This is a genomic window from Pseudomonas corrugata (assembly GCF_050920615.1).
Classification (GTDB): domain Bacteria; phylum Pseudomonadota; class Gammaproteobacteria; order Pseudomonadales; family Pseudomonadaceae; genus Aquipseudomonas; species Aquipseudomonas corrugata.
This window is the reverse complement of record NZ_CP130434.1, coordinates 4,945,294-4,960,225: the sequence shown is the minus strand read 5'-3', so window position 1 is coordinate 4,960,225 and position 14,932 is coordinate 4,945,294. Positions and strand designations below refer to the sequence as shown.

At 61.5% G+C, this 14,932-nt stretch carries 14 protein-coding genes; 8 read left to right on the top strand and 6 right to left on the bottom strand.

All coding sequences use genetic code 11. The features are described 5' to 3' along the window. The first annotated feature begins 7 nt into the window (after positions 1-7). The 5 genes from QZH45_RS22025 to QZH45_RS22005 are packed head-to-tail and all read left to right on the top strand — an operon-like array spanning position 8 to position 5,138. The gene (locus QZH45_RS22025) at positions 8-502 is read left to right on the top strand and encodes a TadE family protein (RefSeq protein WP_024776938.1); all 495 of its coding nucleotides are present in this window, start codon (positions 8-10) and stop codon (positions 500-502) included. After that, complete coding sequence (locus tag QZH45_RS22020) at positions 496-1,716, top strand: AAA family ATPase (RefSeq protein ID WP_055135197.1); 1,221 nt, start codon at positions 496-498, stop codon at positions 1,714-1,716. The genes QZH45_RS22025 and QZH45_RS22020 overlap by 7 nt, the downstream gene beginning before the upstream one ends. Before the next feature lie 3 nt (positions 1,717-1,719). Next, positions 1,720-3,162 (top strand): CpaF family protein, encoded by a 1,443-nt coding sequence (locus QZH45_RS22015; protein ID WP_053190720.1) that lies wholly within the window; start codon positions 1,720-1,722, stop codon positions 3,160-3,162. Further along, entirely contained in the window at positions 3,159-4,145 is a 987-nt protein-coding gene (locus QZH45_RS22010) for a type II secretion system F family protein (RefSeq protein ID WP_053190722.1), read from the top strand. The genes QZH45_RS22015 and QZH45_RS22010 overlap by 4 nt, the downstream gene beginning before the upstream one ends. Before the next feature lie 27 nt (positions 4,146-4,172). Further along, on the top strand, positions 4,173-5,138 hold the full coding sequence (locus QZH45_RS22005; RefSeq protein WP_053190724.1) for a type II secretion system F family protein: 966 nt from the start codon (positions 4,173-4,175) through the stop codon (positions 5,136-5,138). A 627-nt stretch (positions 5,139-5,765) separates the two neighbouring features. Here QZH45_RS22005 and QZH45_RS22000 read toward each other — a convergent pair. From QZH45_RS22000 to QZH45_RS21980, 5 genes are all read right to left on the bottom strand, one after another. Further along, positions 5,766-6,035, bottom strand: a complete 270-nt coding sequence (locus QZH45_RS22000) for a DUF3613 domain-containing protein (RefSeq protein WP_024776933.1) — start codon at positions 6,033-6,035, stop codon at positions 5,766-5,768. 22 nt (positions 6,036-6,057) lie between these two features. Then, on the bottom strand, positions 6,058-6,771 hold the full coding sequence (locus QZH45_RS21995; RefSeq protein ID WP_053190728.1) for a tetratricopeptide repeat protein: 714 nt from the start codon (positions 6,769-6,771) through the stop codon (positions 6,058-6,060). Between the two features lie 56 nt (positions 6,772-6,827). Then, positions 6,828-8,051, bottom strand: a complete 1,224-nt coding sequence (locus QZH45_RS21990) for a type II and III secretion system protein family protein (RefSeq protein ID WP_024776931.1) — start codon at positions 8,049-8,051, stop codon at positions 6,828-6,830. Positions 8,052-8,432: 381 nt separating this feature from the next. Continuing rightward, positions 8,433-8,840, bottom strand: coding sequence for a PA2817 family protein (locus tag QZH45_RS21985; protein WP_024776930.1), 408 nt, complete (start codon positions 8,838-8,840; stop codon positions 8,433-8,435). A 94-nt stretch (positions 8,841-8,934) separates the two neighbouring features. Further along, positions 8,935-11,382 (bottom strand): acyl-CoA dehydrogenase, encoded by a 2,448-nt coding sequence (locus tag QZH45_RS21980; protein ID WP_069018300.1) that lies wholly within the window; start codon positions 11,380-11,382, stop codon positions 8,935-8,937. A gap of 342 nt (positions 11,383-11,724) precedes the next feature. Here QZH45_RS21980 and QZH45_RS21975 point away from each other — a divergent pair, with 342 nt between their 5' ends. The 3 genes from QZH45_RS21975 (at position 11,725) to QZH45_RS21965 (ending at position 14,190) form a co-directional block, all read left to right on the top strand. Next, a complete protein-coding gene (locus QZH45_RS21975) occupies positions 11,725-12,348 on the top strand; it encodes a glutathione S-transferase (RefSeq protein ID WP_055136176.1) in 624 nt (207 codons plus the stop codon). Between the two features lie 133 nt (positions 12,349-12,481). Continuing rightward, positions 12,482-13,414, top strand: a complete 933-nt coding sequence (locus tag QZH45_RS21970; protein ID WP_024776927.1) for an ABC transporter ATP-binding protein — start codon at positions 12,482-12,484, stop codon at positions 13,412-13,414. Then, a complete protein-coding gene (locus tag QZH45_RS21965) occupies positions 13,411-14,190 on the top strand; it encodes an ABC transporter permease (protein ID WP_024776926.1) in 780 nt (259 codons plus the stop codon). The genes QZH45_RS21970 and QZH45_RS21965 overlap by 4 nt, the downstream gene beginning before the upstream one ends. A gap of 140 nt (positions 14,191-14,330) precedes the next feature. On the opposite strand, the gene QZH45_RS21960 is transcribed toward QZH45_RS21965, so the two are convergent. After that, on the bottom strand, positions 14,331-14,846 hold the full coding sequence (locus QZH45_RS21960; RefSeq protein ID WP_024776925.1) for a DUF2062 domain-containing protein: 516 nt from the start codon (positions 14,844-14,846) through the stop codon (positions 14,331-14,333). Positions 14,847-14,932 lie beyond the last annotated feature (86 nt).

Below are 14,932 nucleotides of genomic sequence, written 5' to 3'. Positions count from 1 at the left end.
GAAGCCGATGAACCATAAATGCATGCGCGGTACCTACATCGTCGAGTTTTCCTTCGTCGGCCTGCTGGTGTTCGTCCTGTTGTTCGGCGTGTTGGAGATGGGCCGGTTGTACTTTACCGCCAACGCCCTGGATGAAGCCGCGCGGCGCGGTGCGCGCCTGGCGGCGGTGTGCAACATCAGCGATCCGGTGGTGTTGCGCCGGGCCATCTTCAATGCCGCGACCGACGCAGGCACCAGCCAACTGATCAGCAGCCTGGCCACCACGAATCTGGCGCTGACTTATCTGGACGTCAATGGCGCCGTGGTGGCGAACCCCGCCGACACGGTCAGTGCCACCGGCTTCCGGGCCATCCGCTATGTCCGGCTGAGTGTGCAGAACTACGTGTTCAACCTGTTCATTCCCGGCTTGGGCGTGTCCATTACCTTGCCCGCCTTCAGGGCAACCTTGCCACGCGAAAGCCTTGGGCGTCATTCCGATTCCGGGGAGATCACACCATGCTGAATACCAGAGAAACGCCCGTTCCGACCGCCACCGGTAAAGCCGGGCTGCGACTGCTGATCAGCAGCCGCGACGCCGCAGCTCTGCGCGACCTGCAATGTGTCTGCCAGCGCATGCCCTGCCTGGAAGTCAGTACCCGGCTGGTGAGCAATGGGCATGTCGATCCCCTTTACGGCCTGGAGCGCATGCCTGACTTGCTGCTGTTGCGGGTCAGCCATCTGTGGCGCGAGGAGCTGGCGGCGTTGCTGCAACGTCCGGCCCATGAGCGTCCACCGATGCTGGTGTGTGGTTTGCTGGGCGACCAGGAGGCCATGCGCCTGGCCATGCAGGCTGGTGCTCGCGACGTGCTGCCTGAGCCCATCGCCGAAAATGAATTGGTCGCTGCGCTGAATCGCCTGGTGGCGGAGGTTCGCCTGGGCAACGGCGCCGAGGGCAAGCTGGTCGCCGTGATCGGCGCCAAGGGCGGCTCGGGCGGGACCCTGGTGGCCTGCAACCTGGCCCAGCAATTGAGTGCCCGTGCGGGTAATACGCTGTTGCTGGATATGGATCTGCAGTTCGGCAGTGTGACCCATTACCTCGACGTGGCGCAGTCCCACAGCCACCTGGAAGTGCTGCAGCAGATCGACGATCTGGACAGCATCGCGTTGCGCGGTTTCTGCAGCCACTTCAGCCCGACGCTGCACGTGCTGGGCGGGAGAGCCGGCGAATTGTGCCTGCCCCAGGACGCCCAACCGGAACAGCTCGACACCCTGCTGCAGCTGGCTCGCGCCAGCTACGACTGGGTGGTGGTGGACCTGCCGAGGCAGATCGACCAACTCACCGGCTCCGTATTGGAGCAGGTGGACCGGGTGTACGTGGTGGTGCAACAAAGCGTCAGCCACCTGCGCGATGCCAGCGCCCTGGTGCGGATCCTGCGTGAAGACCTGGGTCTGCGCGGGGACCAGTTGCAGATTGTGGTCAACCGCTACGACAAGGCCGCCGCGATCAGCCTCAAGGACATCGGCGAGGCCCTGCGCTGCGTGAACCTGTCCAAATTACCCAATGACTTCAACCTGGTCAGCCAGAGTCAGAACACTGGTGTGCCGTTGGGGCTACATGCGCCGAGGGCGGCCATCACCGTCGCCCTGCGCGATTTGACCGAAGACCTGGTCGGTCACCAGATGAGCCCAGACAAAGGCCTGTTCAAACGCGCCTTCAACCGTTTCTTCGGGGGATGACCCATGATCAGCGATTTCCGCAACCGCTTGCGTAAACAGTCAGGTAAACCCGGCGCTTCAGTGGCCTCCCAGCAGGGCGATGGCTTGCCGGATTCGACTGAGGACCTGATGGCCTGGGAACAGGCCGTCCCGGATGTGCTCTACGAAACCCGCAGCCAGGTCACGCCGGTGGAAGCCGAGTGGCGGGAAAAGATCTACCAGCAGTTGCTCAAGGTCATGGACCTTTCCTTGCTCGATGCCCTTGAGCAGGCCGAGGCCTCGCGGCAGATTCGCGATATCTGCCAGCGCCTGCTCGATGAACACTCGGCACCGGTGAGCACTGCCAGTCGTCAATTGATCATCAAGCAGATCACCGACGAGGTGCTGGGTCTCGGTCCGCTGGAGCCATTGCTGGCCGACCACAGCGTTTCCGACATCCTGGTCAATGGGTTTGCCTCGGTCTATGTCGAGCGCTTCGGCAAGCTGCAACGGACCGACGTGCGCTTTCGAGACGACCAGCACTTGCTGAACATCATCGACCGCATCGTCTCCAGCCTGGGGCGGCGCATCGACGAGTCCTCGCCGCTGGTAGACGCCCGGCTCAAGGATGGCTCGCGGGTCAACGCGATCATCCCGCCGCTGGCCATCGACGGTCCGAGCATGTCGATCCGGCGTTTCGCAGTGGACCTGCTCAACACCGACAGCCTGATCCAGGTGGGCACCATGACCCCGGCCATCGCCCTGTTGCTCAAGGCCATCGTGCGTGGGCGCCTTAACGTGCTGATTTCCGGCGGGACCGGCAGCGGCAAGACCACCATGCTCAATGTGCTGTCCAGTTTCATTCCCCACAACGAGCGCATCGTCACCATCGAGGACTCGGCCGAGCTGCAACTGCAGCAACCCCACGTGGTGCGCCTGGAAACCCGGCCTTCGAACATCGAGGGCCGGGGCGAGGTGAGCCAGCGGGAACTGGTGCGTAACAGCCTGCGGATGCGTCCGGACCGAATTGTCATTGGCGAGGTGCGCGGTGCCGAGGCGCTGGACATGCTCACGGCCATGAACACCGGTCACGACGGTTCCTTGACCACGATCCACGCCAACACTGCAAGGGATGCACTGGGGCGCGTCGAGAACATGGTGTCGATGACCGGCGCAACTTTTCCGATCAAGGCCATGCGTCAACAAATTGCCTCAGCCATCGATGTGGTGATCCAACTGGAGCGTCAAGAAGATGGCAAACGACGCGTGGTGAGTATCCAAGAGATCAACGGCATGGAAGGGGAAGTCATCACCATGACCGAAATCTTCTGCTTTGCACGCCAGGGTATCGGCGAGCAGGGAGGGGTGCTCGGCGAGTATCGGCCCAGCGGCATGATCCCGGCCTTTCGCGATGTGTTGGCCAAGCGCGGCATCGAGTTGCCGCTGACCCTGTTCCGCCCTGAGTGGATGGAGGCCCGGACGTCATGAACAATATCCCTACCGAATTTATTCTGATTTTCCTGGGCATGGTCTTCATCGCCGTTTTCCTCTTGTCCCAGGGCGTGGTGGTGCCGGTGTTCGGTGAGGCCGGCAAGATGCGCAAGCGCATTCGCGGGCGCCTGCATGTACTGGAAAAGGCCAATCATCTGCCCAATATGCAAACCGTATTGCGGCAGAAATACCTGACGCGCCTGTCTCCCCTGGAGGCCCGGCTCGAGCAGCTGCCCTTCATGGCCAACCTGACGCAACTGATCGAACAGGCCGGCCATGAGTACCGCGCCTATCGGGTGATGCTGCTCGGTCTGGTCCTCGGCGTGACGGCCGGAGCCCTGGTAATGATGGTTTCGCCGTTCTGGTGGATGGCACTGCTGGTGGCCTTCGTGCTGTTCTGGCTGCCGGTGCTGAAAATCATGCGTGACCGCAGCAAGCGTTTTGCTGCGTTCGAGGAGGGTTTGCCGGATGCGTTGGACGCCATGTGCCGGGCCCTGCGTGCCGGTCACCCGTTCAACGAAACCCTGCGGTTGGTGGCCGATGAGCATAAGGGGCCGGTGGCCCAGGAGTTCGGCATGACTTTCGCCGACATCAACTATGGCAACGATGTGCGCCGGGCCATGCTCGGCCTGTTGGAGCGCATGCCCAGCATGACGGTGATGATGCTCGTGACCTCGATCCTCATCCACCGCGAAACCGGTGGCAACCTGACCGAGGTGCTGGAGCGCCTGAGCCGGTTGATCCGCGGGCGCTTCCGCTTCCAGCGCAAGATCAGGACCCTGTCGGCGGAAGGGCGCATGTCGGCCTGGGTGCTGGTGGCGATTCCTTTCGTGCTGGCGATTGCCATCGTGCTCACGAGCCCCAGCTACATGCCTGTGCTGATCAACGATCCCATAGGCCACAAGCTGATCATCGGTGCGTTCTGCGCCATGTTGATCGGGATTTTCTGGATACGGAAGATCATCCGGATCCAGGTTTGAACGCTGTTTTGCCGCGGGGTATCAGTCATGGATTTTTTGCTCGGGTTATTCAGTCGGTTTACCGGGAACGAAGAGCTGGCTCGCCTGCTATTCATCACTGCGGTTGGTCTCAGTACGGTGTTGACCGTGGTGGCCTTGCTATTGCTGATGCTGGGGTTGCAGGACCCGGTCCAGCGGCGCCTGGCGCTGATCAAGCGCGGCTATTCGGGCGGTGCGGCGGGGCATGAGGCGCCCGGGAACCTTCAGCTGCTGCTCGAACGGATCGGCCAGCGCTTTGCCTCGGCCGATCCGACCCAGACTTCCGCCACCCAGATCCTGCTGACGCACGCCGGTTTCCGCTCCGCGTCGGCGGTGCAGATGTACTGGGCCGTGCGCTTGATGCTGCCGCTGTTGCTGCTGGGCCTGGCGCTCTTGTTGCTGCCGCTGGTCAAGGTGCCGATGATCATCGGGCTGTTGGGGGTGATCATGATGGTGGGCATCGGCTGGCTGCTGCCGGCGCTCTACGTCGGTAAGCGCAAGCAGGCGCGCCAGGCGCGGTTGCGCGCCGCATTCCCGGATGCGCTGGACCTGATGGTGGTGTGCGTCGAGTCGGGCCTGGCCCTGCCCACGACCATCGAGCGGGTGGCCGAGGAAATGGCGGTCAGCCAGGTTGAACTGGCCGAAGAGCTGGCCCTGGTCAATGCGCAGATCCGCGCAGGCATCACCAGCACCGAGGCGCTCCGGCAACTGGCAATGCGCACCGGCCTGGAGGACATCCAGGGGCTGGTCAGCCTGTTGGCGCAGAGCATCCGCTTCGGCACCAGTGTGGCCGATACCCTGCGTATCTACGCTGATGAGTTCCGCGACCGGCGTACCCAGGCTGCCGAGGAAATGGGCGCGAAGATTGGCACCAAGCTGATCTTTCCGCTGATCTTCTGTTTGTGGCCGAGTTTCTTTCTGGTTGCGATTGGGCCGGCCATGATTGGGGTGTTCAGGGCGTTTGGGAATATGTAGCTGTGTGACGAGGCGGCCTTGCAGCCGACCTGGTTCCTTCGGGTGCACTCCAATCCAACTCTGGGAGCGAGCCTGCTCGCGAAGGCGTCCGATCAGTCGCCACCAATGCCGACTGACAGACCGCCATCGCGAGCAGGCTCGCTCCCACATTGTTCCCGGCTGAACCCACTTTCTGCGTATGACCGTCAACCCCCCTGTGGGGGCGGGCTTGCCCGCGAAGGCGACCTGACAGCCGACCTATCTCCCCGGCCATACCCCAATCCAATTGTGGGAGCGAGCCTGCTCGCGATAGCGGAGCGTCTGTCACGCAAGTGTTGAATGGGCCGACGCCATCGCGAGCAGGCTCGCAGACAGAGGTTGGTGGTGGATGCAAAGGCTGCGTACACCCCGAGTCCAGTGTGGGAGCGGGCTCGCCCGCGAAGGCGGCCGTACAGCCGACCTACCTCTCCGGTCGAACCCCAATCCCATTGTGGGAGCGAGCCTGCTCGCGATAGCGGAGCGTCTGTCACGCAAGGGTTATGGGCCGACGCCATCGCGAGCAAGCTCGCTCCCATAGGCGTGGTGGCGTAAAAAAATCGTCCGAAAGCCGCAAAGCCTTCGGACGATCTTTTTGGTTTCCAGCACGACTCATTTGCTGCTGGTGATTTCTCCACCCGACTTCTGTTCAAAGAACTCCGGAATCGGATAGTTGAAACTATTGAGCCAGCGCTGCATGGCCATTTCACGCTCGGCGGCGGAGGCGGTCTGCAGGTTGGTGGACGCGACCACACCGCGAATCTGCAACTGCATCCAGCTTTCCGTGCCTTGTTGCGCGGCCGAAGAGGGCCCCGGCTCGATTGCCCAGGCGGAGGTGGACAGGCATGCGGTGCAGATGATCAACAGCTGTTTCGTTTTCATCTCTTGGACTCCTCGTAACACTCTACTTGACCGCGCCGGATGAGGCATCGACTACCTCATTGGACCGGTCTGCCTGTGTCGTTCCCGTCTTGGTGGCCGAGCCCCTGATTCTCTCCGCGCGGGCCTGGGCATCCGCCACTTGTGCGGGGGTCAACTTGGCCATGCTCGCGAGTTCGGCGGCTTGCTTCCAGTTGTCCTGGTAGATCAGCAGCGTCACCATGTTCAGGGCGGCCAGGGAATCCGCCTGCCTGAGTTCCATGGCGGTCATGAACTCGAAACGCGCTTCAGGGATCCGGTGTTGATTGAGGTAGACGACACCCAGGTCGTTGCGGATTTTTCCTTCGGTCGGGGCCATTTTCGCCGCGCGTTCAAGGTGCTCGGTCGCGCTGGCGTTGTCATTCTTGGCGGCGGCCAATTGGCCCAGGCCATGTTCTCCATCGGCAGCCAGGCAGGTCCCGAGCAGGCTCTTGTACAACGGCTCTGCCTCGTTGCGTCCCATCAGGCGTAGCACCCGGGCCTTGCGCAGACGGACCTGGACGAGGTCTTCGGGTAAGCCTTCGAGGTTCGCCAGGCTGGCGTACAAACGCCCATCATTGGCCATGTCATCCGCCAGGTTCAGCGCCAGTTCCTGATCGGAACCGGGCCTGGCGCAACTGGAGGGACGGGAGGCTACTACGCCGTTACTGGCACAACCGGCGAGTATCAAGGTCGCCGTTATCGCAATCACTGCTTTCATGGAATGCCCTCCGGCATCAGGCTGCCCCCCCGCTTCCCTGCACATCAGGCGCCGGCTCATTGGGAAAGCCCGCTACGGTTGTCGAACTCGCCGTGTTCGAGGAAATACATGCGGTAGAAGTTCGGGTCATAGTTGCGCAATTGTTCGCCCGGCAAGGTCGGCAGTTGTGCGTCGGCGGCCAACGGTTGGACCAGGTGCGGCGTGACGATCATCAGCAGTTCCCGTTCCTCACGATCGATGGAGTGGTTACGGAAGAAGGCGCCGAGAATCGGAATATCGCCCAGACCGGGAAACTTGTTCACCTGGGAGGCGTTGCGTGTGCTGATCAGGCCGCTGATGACGAAGCTTTCGCCGTCGGCCAAGGCAATGCTGGTATCGGTGCGGCGAACGGTGAGCGCCGGAACCAGCGTGCCGGCGATGTTCACGGCATTGGTGAAGTCCAGCTCGCTGACTTCCGGGGCGACCTTCAATGCAATGCGGCTTTTACCGATGACCGTCGGCGTCAGGGTCAGGCGGATACCGAACTCCTTGTACTCGATAGACACGTTGTCGCTGCCGGCACTGGGCACTGGAATCGGCACCTCGCCGCCGGCCAGGAAGCTTGCGCTCTGCCCACTGAGGGCCACCAGGCTCGGACGCGCCAGGGTATAGGCAAAGCCGCTGCCCTCCAGCGCGTTGATCATCAGCAAGGTTTGTCCGGTGGCGAAGGACAGGTTGAACATGTCGTTATTGACCGGCAGTGAAGGCCGGACCACACCGCCGATGGTGGGCAGGGTCCTCGGTGCTCCGAACTGGAAGTTGCCGCGGCTGCCGAAGATCGAGGTCGAGGCTTCCTTGAGTTTGGTCCGGCTGACCTCGACGAAGCGGATGTCGGTCTGCACCTGGGCGAGCAGCATCGGATCTTCGGAAGGCACGCTCGCTGCCGTGGTCAGTGCTTCAGTGGCCCTGCCTTTGACGAAGATCATGCTCTGGCGGGGCATCTTCGAACACGCTGTCCAGACCATCAGGCTGGTAGCGCCCGGCGCTACGCCCGTGAGAATGAACGCGTCGCTGCCACTGGGCTGCACGTCGGCGATTTTCGGGTCGCCCACCGCGAGTTTGGTCACGGGGGCCAGGATGCGCAACTCGCTCTGGAGTCCCTGGCCGACCTCGAAGGTCGCCGGCAAACTGTCCAGTTGCGAACAATTGCTGGCTGCGGCTTGTGCCGCATCCAGGCCAAGGCCCATCAGGAACAGGCCATGGATAAAGTGTTTCAACGCGGGCGCGGTACGATAGCTCATAGAATGCTCCTCGACAGACAGGCCGTCCCTAGACTTAACCAGTTGCCACGGATCATTTATGGGGTCCGGGCTGCCCCCCTATCTCACCACCCGGAAATAGACCCAGGCTGTCGAGCGGTGACTGGCGCAAACAGTTCGCCTGAGGCGATTTGCCGGTCACCTTGCTCGCTTCTGATTGACGGTAGTTCACCCATGGCAAAGCGCCACGCCGAAATTGAAAAAAACGTCTGAAAAGTGGCGGGGTTGAAAAAAGTGATGATGGGTGCGTCAATAAAACGTCTTTTCGGATTTTTTTGGCGCCTCCATGGACAACATCCTTTGGCAGGGGCACAAAAAAGCCCGCAGGGTTAACCGTGCGGGCTTTTGCATGACTGATCGCAATCAGTGCTTGCTGTCCTGGTCCGACATCGCCAGCAATTGCTTCTCCTGGTTCCAGTCGAAAGGTTCGTCATTCTGTTCGGCTTCGAAACGACGTTCCTCGAGGGCCTGGTACAGGTCGATTTCCTCGTCGGGCATGTAGTGCAGGCAGTCACCGCCGAAGTACCACAGCAGGTCACGCGGCACCAGGTGGGCGATTTGTGGATAACGGACGATCACCTGGCAGAGGAGGTCCTGGCCCAGGTACTGGCTTTCGATCGGATCGACGGGCAATTGCGCGCGCAATTCATCGAAGCGCTCCAGGAACAGCGCATGGCTTTCTTCGGGAACCTGTTCGGCCTCACCTACGGCGACCAGGATGCTGCGCAAGTGGTCAAGCAAGACAAGGTGATCGGCAACGACATTGGACACGAGATAAGTCCTCAAGAGCAAAACGGGCGCGGGAGTATAAAGCGCCTGCGCCGGTTTTTACATGGCCGTGGGTCAGCATGGGGCCAGTCCAAAATCAACGAACCTTGTCCTCGGCAAGCGTGAGGGCCTTCTTGTCGAAATCGTCCACGTCGATCACCTTGCGCCGCGCCGTTTCGGCCGCGAGCAGGGTCTGGGCTTCGCCAGCCTGTAGCACACCGGCTTCGAGGGCCGCATCGATAGGGTGCTCGCCGGGAGCCGGATTGAGCTGACCGTGCTTGAGCGCCGCATGCAATTTTTTCTGCAACGGCTGGGCCGCCATCAGCAGGTCGGCGGCGTGTTGCAGGGCGCCGACCGGATCATCGACCGAGTTCGGGCGATAGCAGCCTTGCAGCAATTCTTCGAGCGTCGGGTCGCCCTTGGCCCGCCCGATCACTGCGGCCACTTCTGCATCCAGCCGGTCGCTTGGCCCCTTGTGGCGCCGACCGAAGGGGAACACCACGCAGCGCAACAGGCCGCCCAGCAGCCGGTTCGGGAAGTTGGCCAACAGTTCGTCCAGCGCACGCTCCGACTGGCCGAGACTCTCCTCCAGGGCCCAGGTGAACAGCGGCGTCATGTGGTCCGGCGAATCCAGGTCGTGATAACGCTTGAGGGCCGCCGAGGCCAGGTAGAGGTTGCTCAGTACATCGCCCAGGCGCGCCGACAGGCGTTCGCGACGTTTGAGTTCACCGCCCAGCAGCATCATGCTCAGGTCCGCCAGCAGAGCAAAGGCCGCTGCCTGTCGATTCAGCGCGCGGAAATACCCCTGGCTCAGGGTGTTGCCGGGAGCCCGGTCGAAATGCCCCAGTCCCAGGTTCAGCACCAGGGTGCTGGCCGCGTTGCTGATGGCGAAGCCGATGTGCTTGAGCAACAAGCCGTCGAACTCGACCAGCGCCTGGTCCTTGTCTTCGCGTGTCGCCAAGGCCATTTCCTTGAGCACGAACGGATGGCAGCGGATCGCCCCCTGGCCGAAGATCATCAGGTTGCGCGAGAGGATGTTCGCGCCTTCCACGGTGATGAAGATCGGCGCGCCTTGCCAGTTGCGCCCCAGGTAGTTGTTCGGGCCCATGATGATGCCTTTGCCACCATGCACATCCATGGCGTGGCCGATGCACTCGCGGCCGCGTTCGGTCAGGTGGTACTTGAGGATCGCCGACAGCACCGAGGGCTTTTCCCCCAGGTCCACCGCGTTGGCGGTCAGCATGCGGGCGGCATCCATCATCCAGGCGTTGCCACCGATACGTGCCATGGCTTCCTGGATGCCTTCGAAGGCTGACAACGGCACGTTGAACTGTTCGCGTACCTGGGCGTACTGGCCGGTCACCAGGCTGGTGAACTTCGCTGCTCCGGTGCCCACGGCTGGCAGGGAAATCGAACGGCCGACCGACAGGCAGTTCATCAGCATCATCCAGCCCTTGCCGAGCATGGGTTGGCCGCCGATGAGGAAGTCCAGTGGAATAAACACGTCCTTGCCCCAGTTCGGCCCGTTCATGAACGCTGCACCCAAGGGCAGGTGGCGCCGGCCTATATGGACGCCGGGAGTGTCGGTGGGAATCAGGGCAAGGCTGATGCCCAGGTCTTCCTCGTCCCCCAGCAGGTGGTCGGGATCATAGGCCTTGAAAGCCAGGCCGAGGAGGGTGGCCACGGGGCCCAGGGTGATGTAGCGCTTTTCCCAGTTCAGACGCAGGCCCAGGGTTTCCTGGCCTTGCCAGTCACCTTTGCAGATGATGCCGGTGTCGGGCATCGCACCGGCGTCGGAACCGGCGAGGGGCCCGGTCAGGGCGAAGCATGGAATATCGTCGCCACGGGCCAGTCGCGGCAGGTAATGGTCACGTTGTTCCTCTGTACCGTAGTGCAGCAGCAACTCCGCCGGGCCAAGGGAGTTTGGGACCATCACCGTGGAGGCCAGGTCGCCGCTGCGGGTGGCCAGCTTCATCGCCACCTGGGAGTGGGCATAGGCGGAGAAGCCCTTGCCCCCATATTCCTTCGGAATGATCAGTGCGAAGAATCCATGTTCCTTGATGTGCGCCCAGGCTTCGGGCGGCAGGTCCATGGCCTGGCCGATCTGCCAGTCGCTGACCATGGCGCAGAGTGCTTCGGTGGGACCGTCGAGAAACGCCTGTTCCTCTTCGGTCAGTTGCACCTTGGGATAGGCCAGCAACCGGTCCCAATCCGGACGGCCGCTGAACAGCTCGCCATCCCACCACACCGTGCCGGCGTCGATGGCATCGCGCTCGGTTTCCGACATGGGCGGCAGGGTCTTCTGAAACCAGTCGAACATCGGCGCGCTGAAATACCTGCGACGCAGGTCCGGCAGCAACAAAGGTGCCGCGATAGCGCCGAGCACGATCCAGAGGACCAGCATCAGCGCGCCTGGGGCATGGCTGAATATGCCCATCGCCAGCAGGTAGACCGCGACGATACCCAGTACGGGCAGCGGGGCGGTGCGCCGATGGGCCAGCCAGGCTATCCCGACGACCAGAACCAGTATCCACAACAACAGCATAGGAAGTCCTCCGTGAACCAGGGCAAAACCGACCCACAGAGCTTAGACGGCATCTGTAAAAGCGGCGGTCAGCGCAATGTGATTGATTTCGTGGGAAACCCCGGATGCATTGCACCAGTCTGGTTGGCAACAATCGTGGGAAATGGTTCGTTGGAAAAGTGAGAAAACGCCATGATTTGGCTGAAATGACATTAGCTGTGGATCGAGCCCGGACGCTAAATCATAAAAGCGAACCCAGAACCTGTGGTGAGGGGATCAGTTCGGTTCCGGGCATGTGACGATTTGAGCCGCGACTGATCCGGCGTATGCTGCTGCGGCACTTATCCACTGAGGGAAACCGTGATGCTGAAGATCTGGGGCCGGAAGAATTCATCGAATGTCCGCAAGGCACTGTGGTGCGCCGAAGAGCTGGGGTTGGCCTTCGAGGCCATCGATGCGGGGGGTGCATTCGGGGTAGTGGACACCCCGGAGTACCGGGCGAAGAACCCCAACGGTCGCGTTCCAATGATCGAAGACGACGGTTTCGTGCTGTGGGAGTCCAACACCATCGTACGTTATCTGCTGGCTCGCCATGCGCCCGGTTCAGCCTGGTATCCGAGCGATCTCCAGGCGCGAGCCACGGCTGACAAATGGATGGACTGGACCACATCGTCCTTTGCCGGGCCGTTTCGCACCGTGTTCTGGGGGATCGTTCGCACGCCAGCAGAGCAGCAGGACTGGCCCGCCATCCAGGCAGCGATCAAGGAGTGTGAGGGCTTGCTGGCAATGGCAGACGAGGCCTTGAGCGAACAACCCTATCTCTCGGGTGAGAACATCGGCATGGGCGACATTCCCCTGGGCAGTTTCATTTATGCCTGGTTCGAAATGCCCATCGAGCGGGCGGCGCAGCCTCATCTCGAAGCCTGGTACCGGCGGTTGCAACAGCGCCCGGCTTACCGCAAGGCCGTCATGACCGCGTTGACTTAATACTTACTATCGACACGCGTGACTGTACTTGTGCAGCGGCGCCAAGCACCATGGCCTCCATGCGTTGTGGTTGTATTGCTCGCCGCTCGCCCTCATGTATTCCTTTCCTCCCTTCTTGGTGCGTAGATCCGATATGAGTTCCGCTCTGTCCATCCGGCAGCTAACCAAAACCTACGGCAACGGTTTCCAGGCCCTGAGTGGTATCGATCTGGACGTTGCCGAAGGTGATTTTTTCGCCTTGCTCGGCCCTAACGGTGCCGGTAAATCCACTACCATTGGCATTCTTTCCACCCTGGTGAATAAAACCAGCGGCACGGTGAATGTCTTCGGCCATGACCTGGACCGCGAGCCCGCGGCGCTCAAGCGCTGCATCGGCGTGGTGCCCCAGGAGTTCAACTTCAACCAGTTCGAAAAGACCTTCGACATCGTCGTGACCCAGGCGGGTTATTACGGCATCCCGCCGAAGATCGCCAACGAGCGCGCCGAGCAGTACCTGACCCAGCTGGGGTTGTGGGACAAGCGCGACGTGCCGTCCCGTTCGTTGTCCGGCGGCATGAAGCGCCGGCTGATGATCGCCCGTGCACTGGTGCATGAGCCGCGCTTGCTGATCCTCGACGAACCGACCGCGGGCGTGGACATCGAGCTGCGTCGCTCGATGTGGACCTTCCTGACCGAGCTGAACCAGAAAGGCATCACCATCATCCTCACCACCCATTATCTGGAAGAGGCCGAACAGTTGTGCCGCAACATCGGCATCATCGACCACGGCACCATCGTCGAGAACACCAGCATGCGGCAGTTGCTCAGCCAACTGCACGTGGAGACGTTCCTGCTGGATCTGAAGAGTGACCTGACGGCCGCTCCCCAACTGATCGGCTATCCGGCACGGCTGGTGGACCGTCACACCCTGGAGGTCCAGGTGGATAAAACCGTCGGCATCACCGGGCTATTCACTCAACTGGCCCTGCAGAACATCGAAGTGCAGAGCCTGCGCAACAAAACCAATCGCCTCGAGGAGCTGTTCGTGTCCCTGGTGGAGAAAAACCTGGCAAAGGAGGCGGTATGAGTTCCGAATTGCGCCCCAACCTCATCGCCCTCAATACCATCGTTTACCGCGAAGTCCGGCGTTTCACGCGGATCTGGCCGCAGACCCTGCTGCCGCCGGCCATCACCATGGTTTTGTACTTCGTGATTTTCGGCAACCTGATCGGCCGGCAGATCGGCGACATGGGCGGCTTCACGTACATGGACTACATCGTGCCGGGGCTGATCATGATGTCGGTGATCACCAACTCCTACGGCAACGTGGTGTCGAGCTTCTTCGGCAGCAAGTTCCAGCGCTCGATCGAAGAGTTGATGGTTTCGCCGGTTTCGCCCCACACGATCCTGATCGGCTATGCCCTGGGCGGCGTGTTGCGCGGCCTGGCGGTGGGCCTGATCGTGACCTTGCTGTCGCTGTTCTTTACCCATCTGCAGGTGCATCACCTGGGCGTGACCATACTGGTGGTGGTGCTCACGGCGACGATCTTTTCGCTGCTGGGTTTCATCAACGCCGTATTTGCGCGCAACTTCGATGACATTTCCATCATCCCGACGTTCGTGCTCACGCCGCTGACTTACCTGGGCGGAGTGTTCTACTCCATTTCCCTGCTGCCATTGTTCTGGCAGACGGTGTCCCTGGCCAACCCGGTACTGCACATGGTCAACGCCTTCCGCTACGGCATCCTCGGGGTTTCCGATATCCGGATCAGCGTTGCGATTACCTTCATGCTGGTGGCGACCGTGGCGCTCTATATCGGTTGCGCCCGGTTGCTGGTCAGTGGGCGTGGCATGCGCACCTGATCCCTGTGGGAGCGAGCCTGCTCGCGATGGCGTCGGATCTGACCCATCGCAATCGCGAGCAGGCTCGCTCCCACACTTGATCTGTCTTAGCCGCAGATACGCCGCAAAAAGAAGGCCTCCAAATTGGAGGCCTTCTTTTTTCACATCCGGCTTTTCCTGCGCCGGTTCCATTGCCGGGCCACCCACCAGCGCCAATAACTCATGGTGACAAAGTAGGCCAGTGCGCCCAGCACCAGGCCGGTCACCACCGAGCCCAGCAGGAACGGCTGCCACAAGGTGGACACCTGCTCGGTGATCCAGGCCCAGGTCAGTTCATCCGGCAAGGTCCGGGCCGGCACGTCCATCAGCCAGGCGCCGGTCTGGTAGGTGCAGAAAAACACCGCCGGCATGGTGATGGGGTTGGTCAGCCAGACCAGGCTCACCGCAATCGGAATGTTGCCCCGTACCACGATGGCCAACGCTGCGGCCAGGAGCATTTGCAAGGGAATGGGGAGAAAAGCTGCGAACAGGCCGACCGCCATCGCCCGGGCCACTGAATGGCGGTTGAGGTGCCAGAGGTTGGGGTCATGCAAGAGGGTGCCGAGAAAACGTAAGGACTTGTGTTCCCGGATGCTCGCTGGGTCTGGCAGGTAACGTTTGAATAGGCGCCGGGGCATAAGGCTTCTCGGTCGGTTCTAAAGCAATGAAGCGGCAAGTATGTCCGGATTCTAAGTCCGGCAGATTCAGAGTTTGTGACAATTGA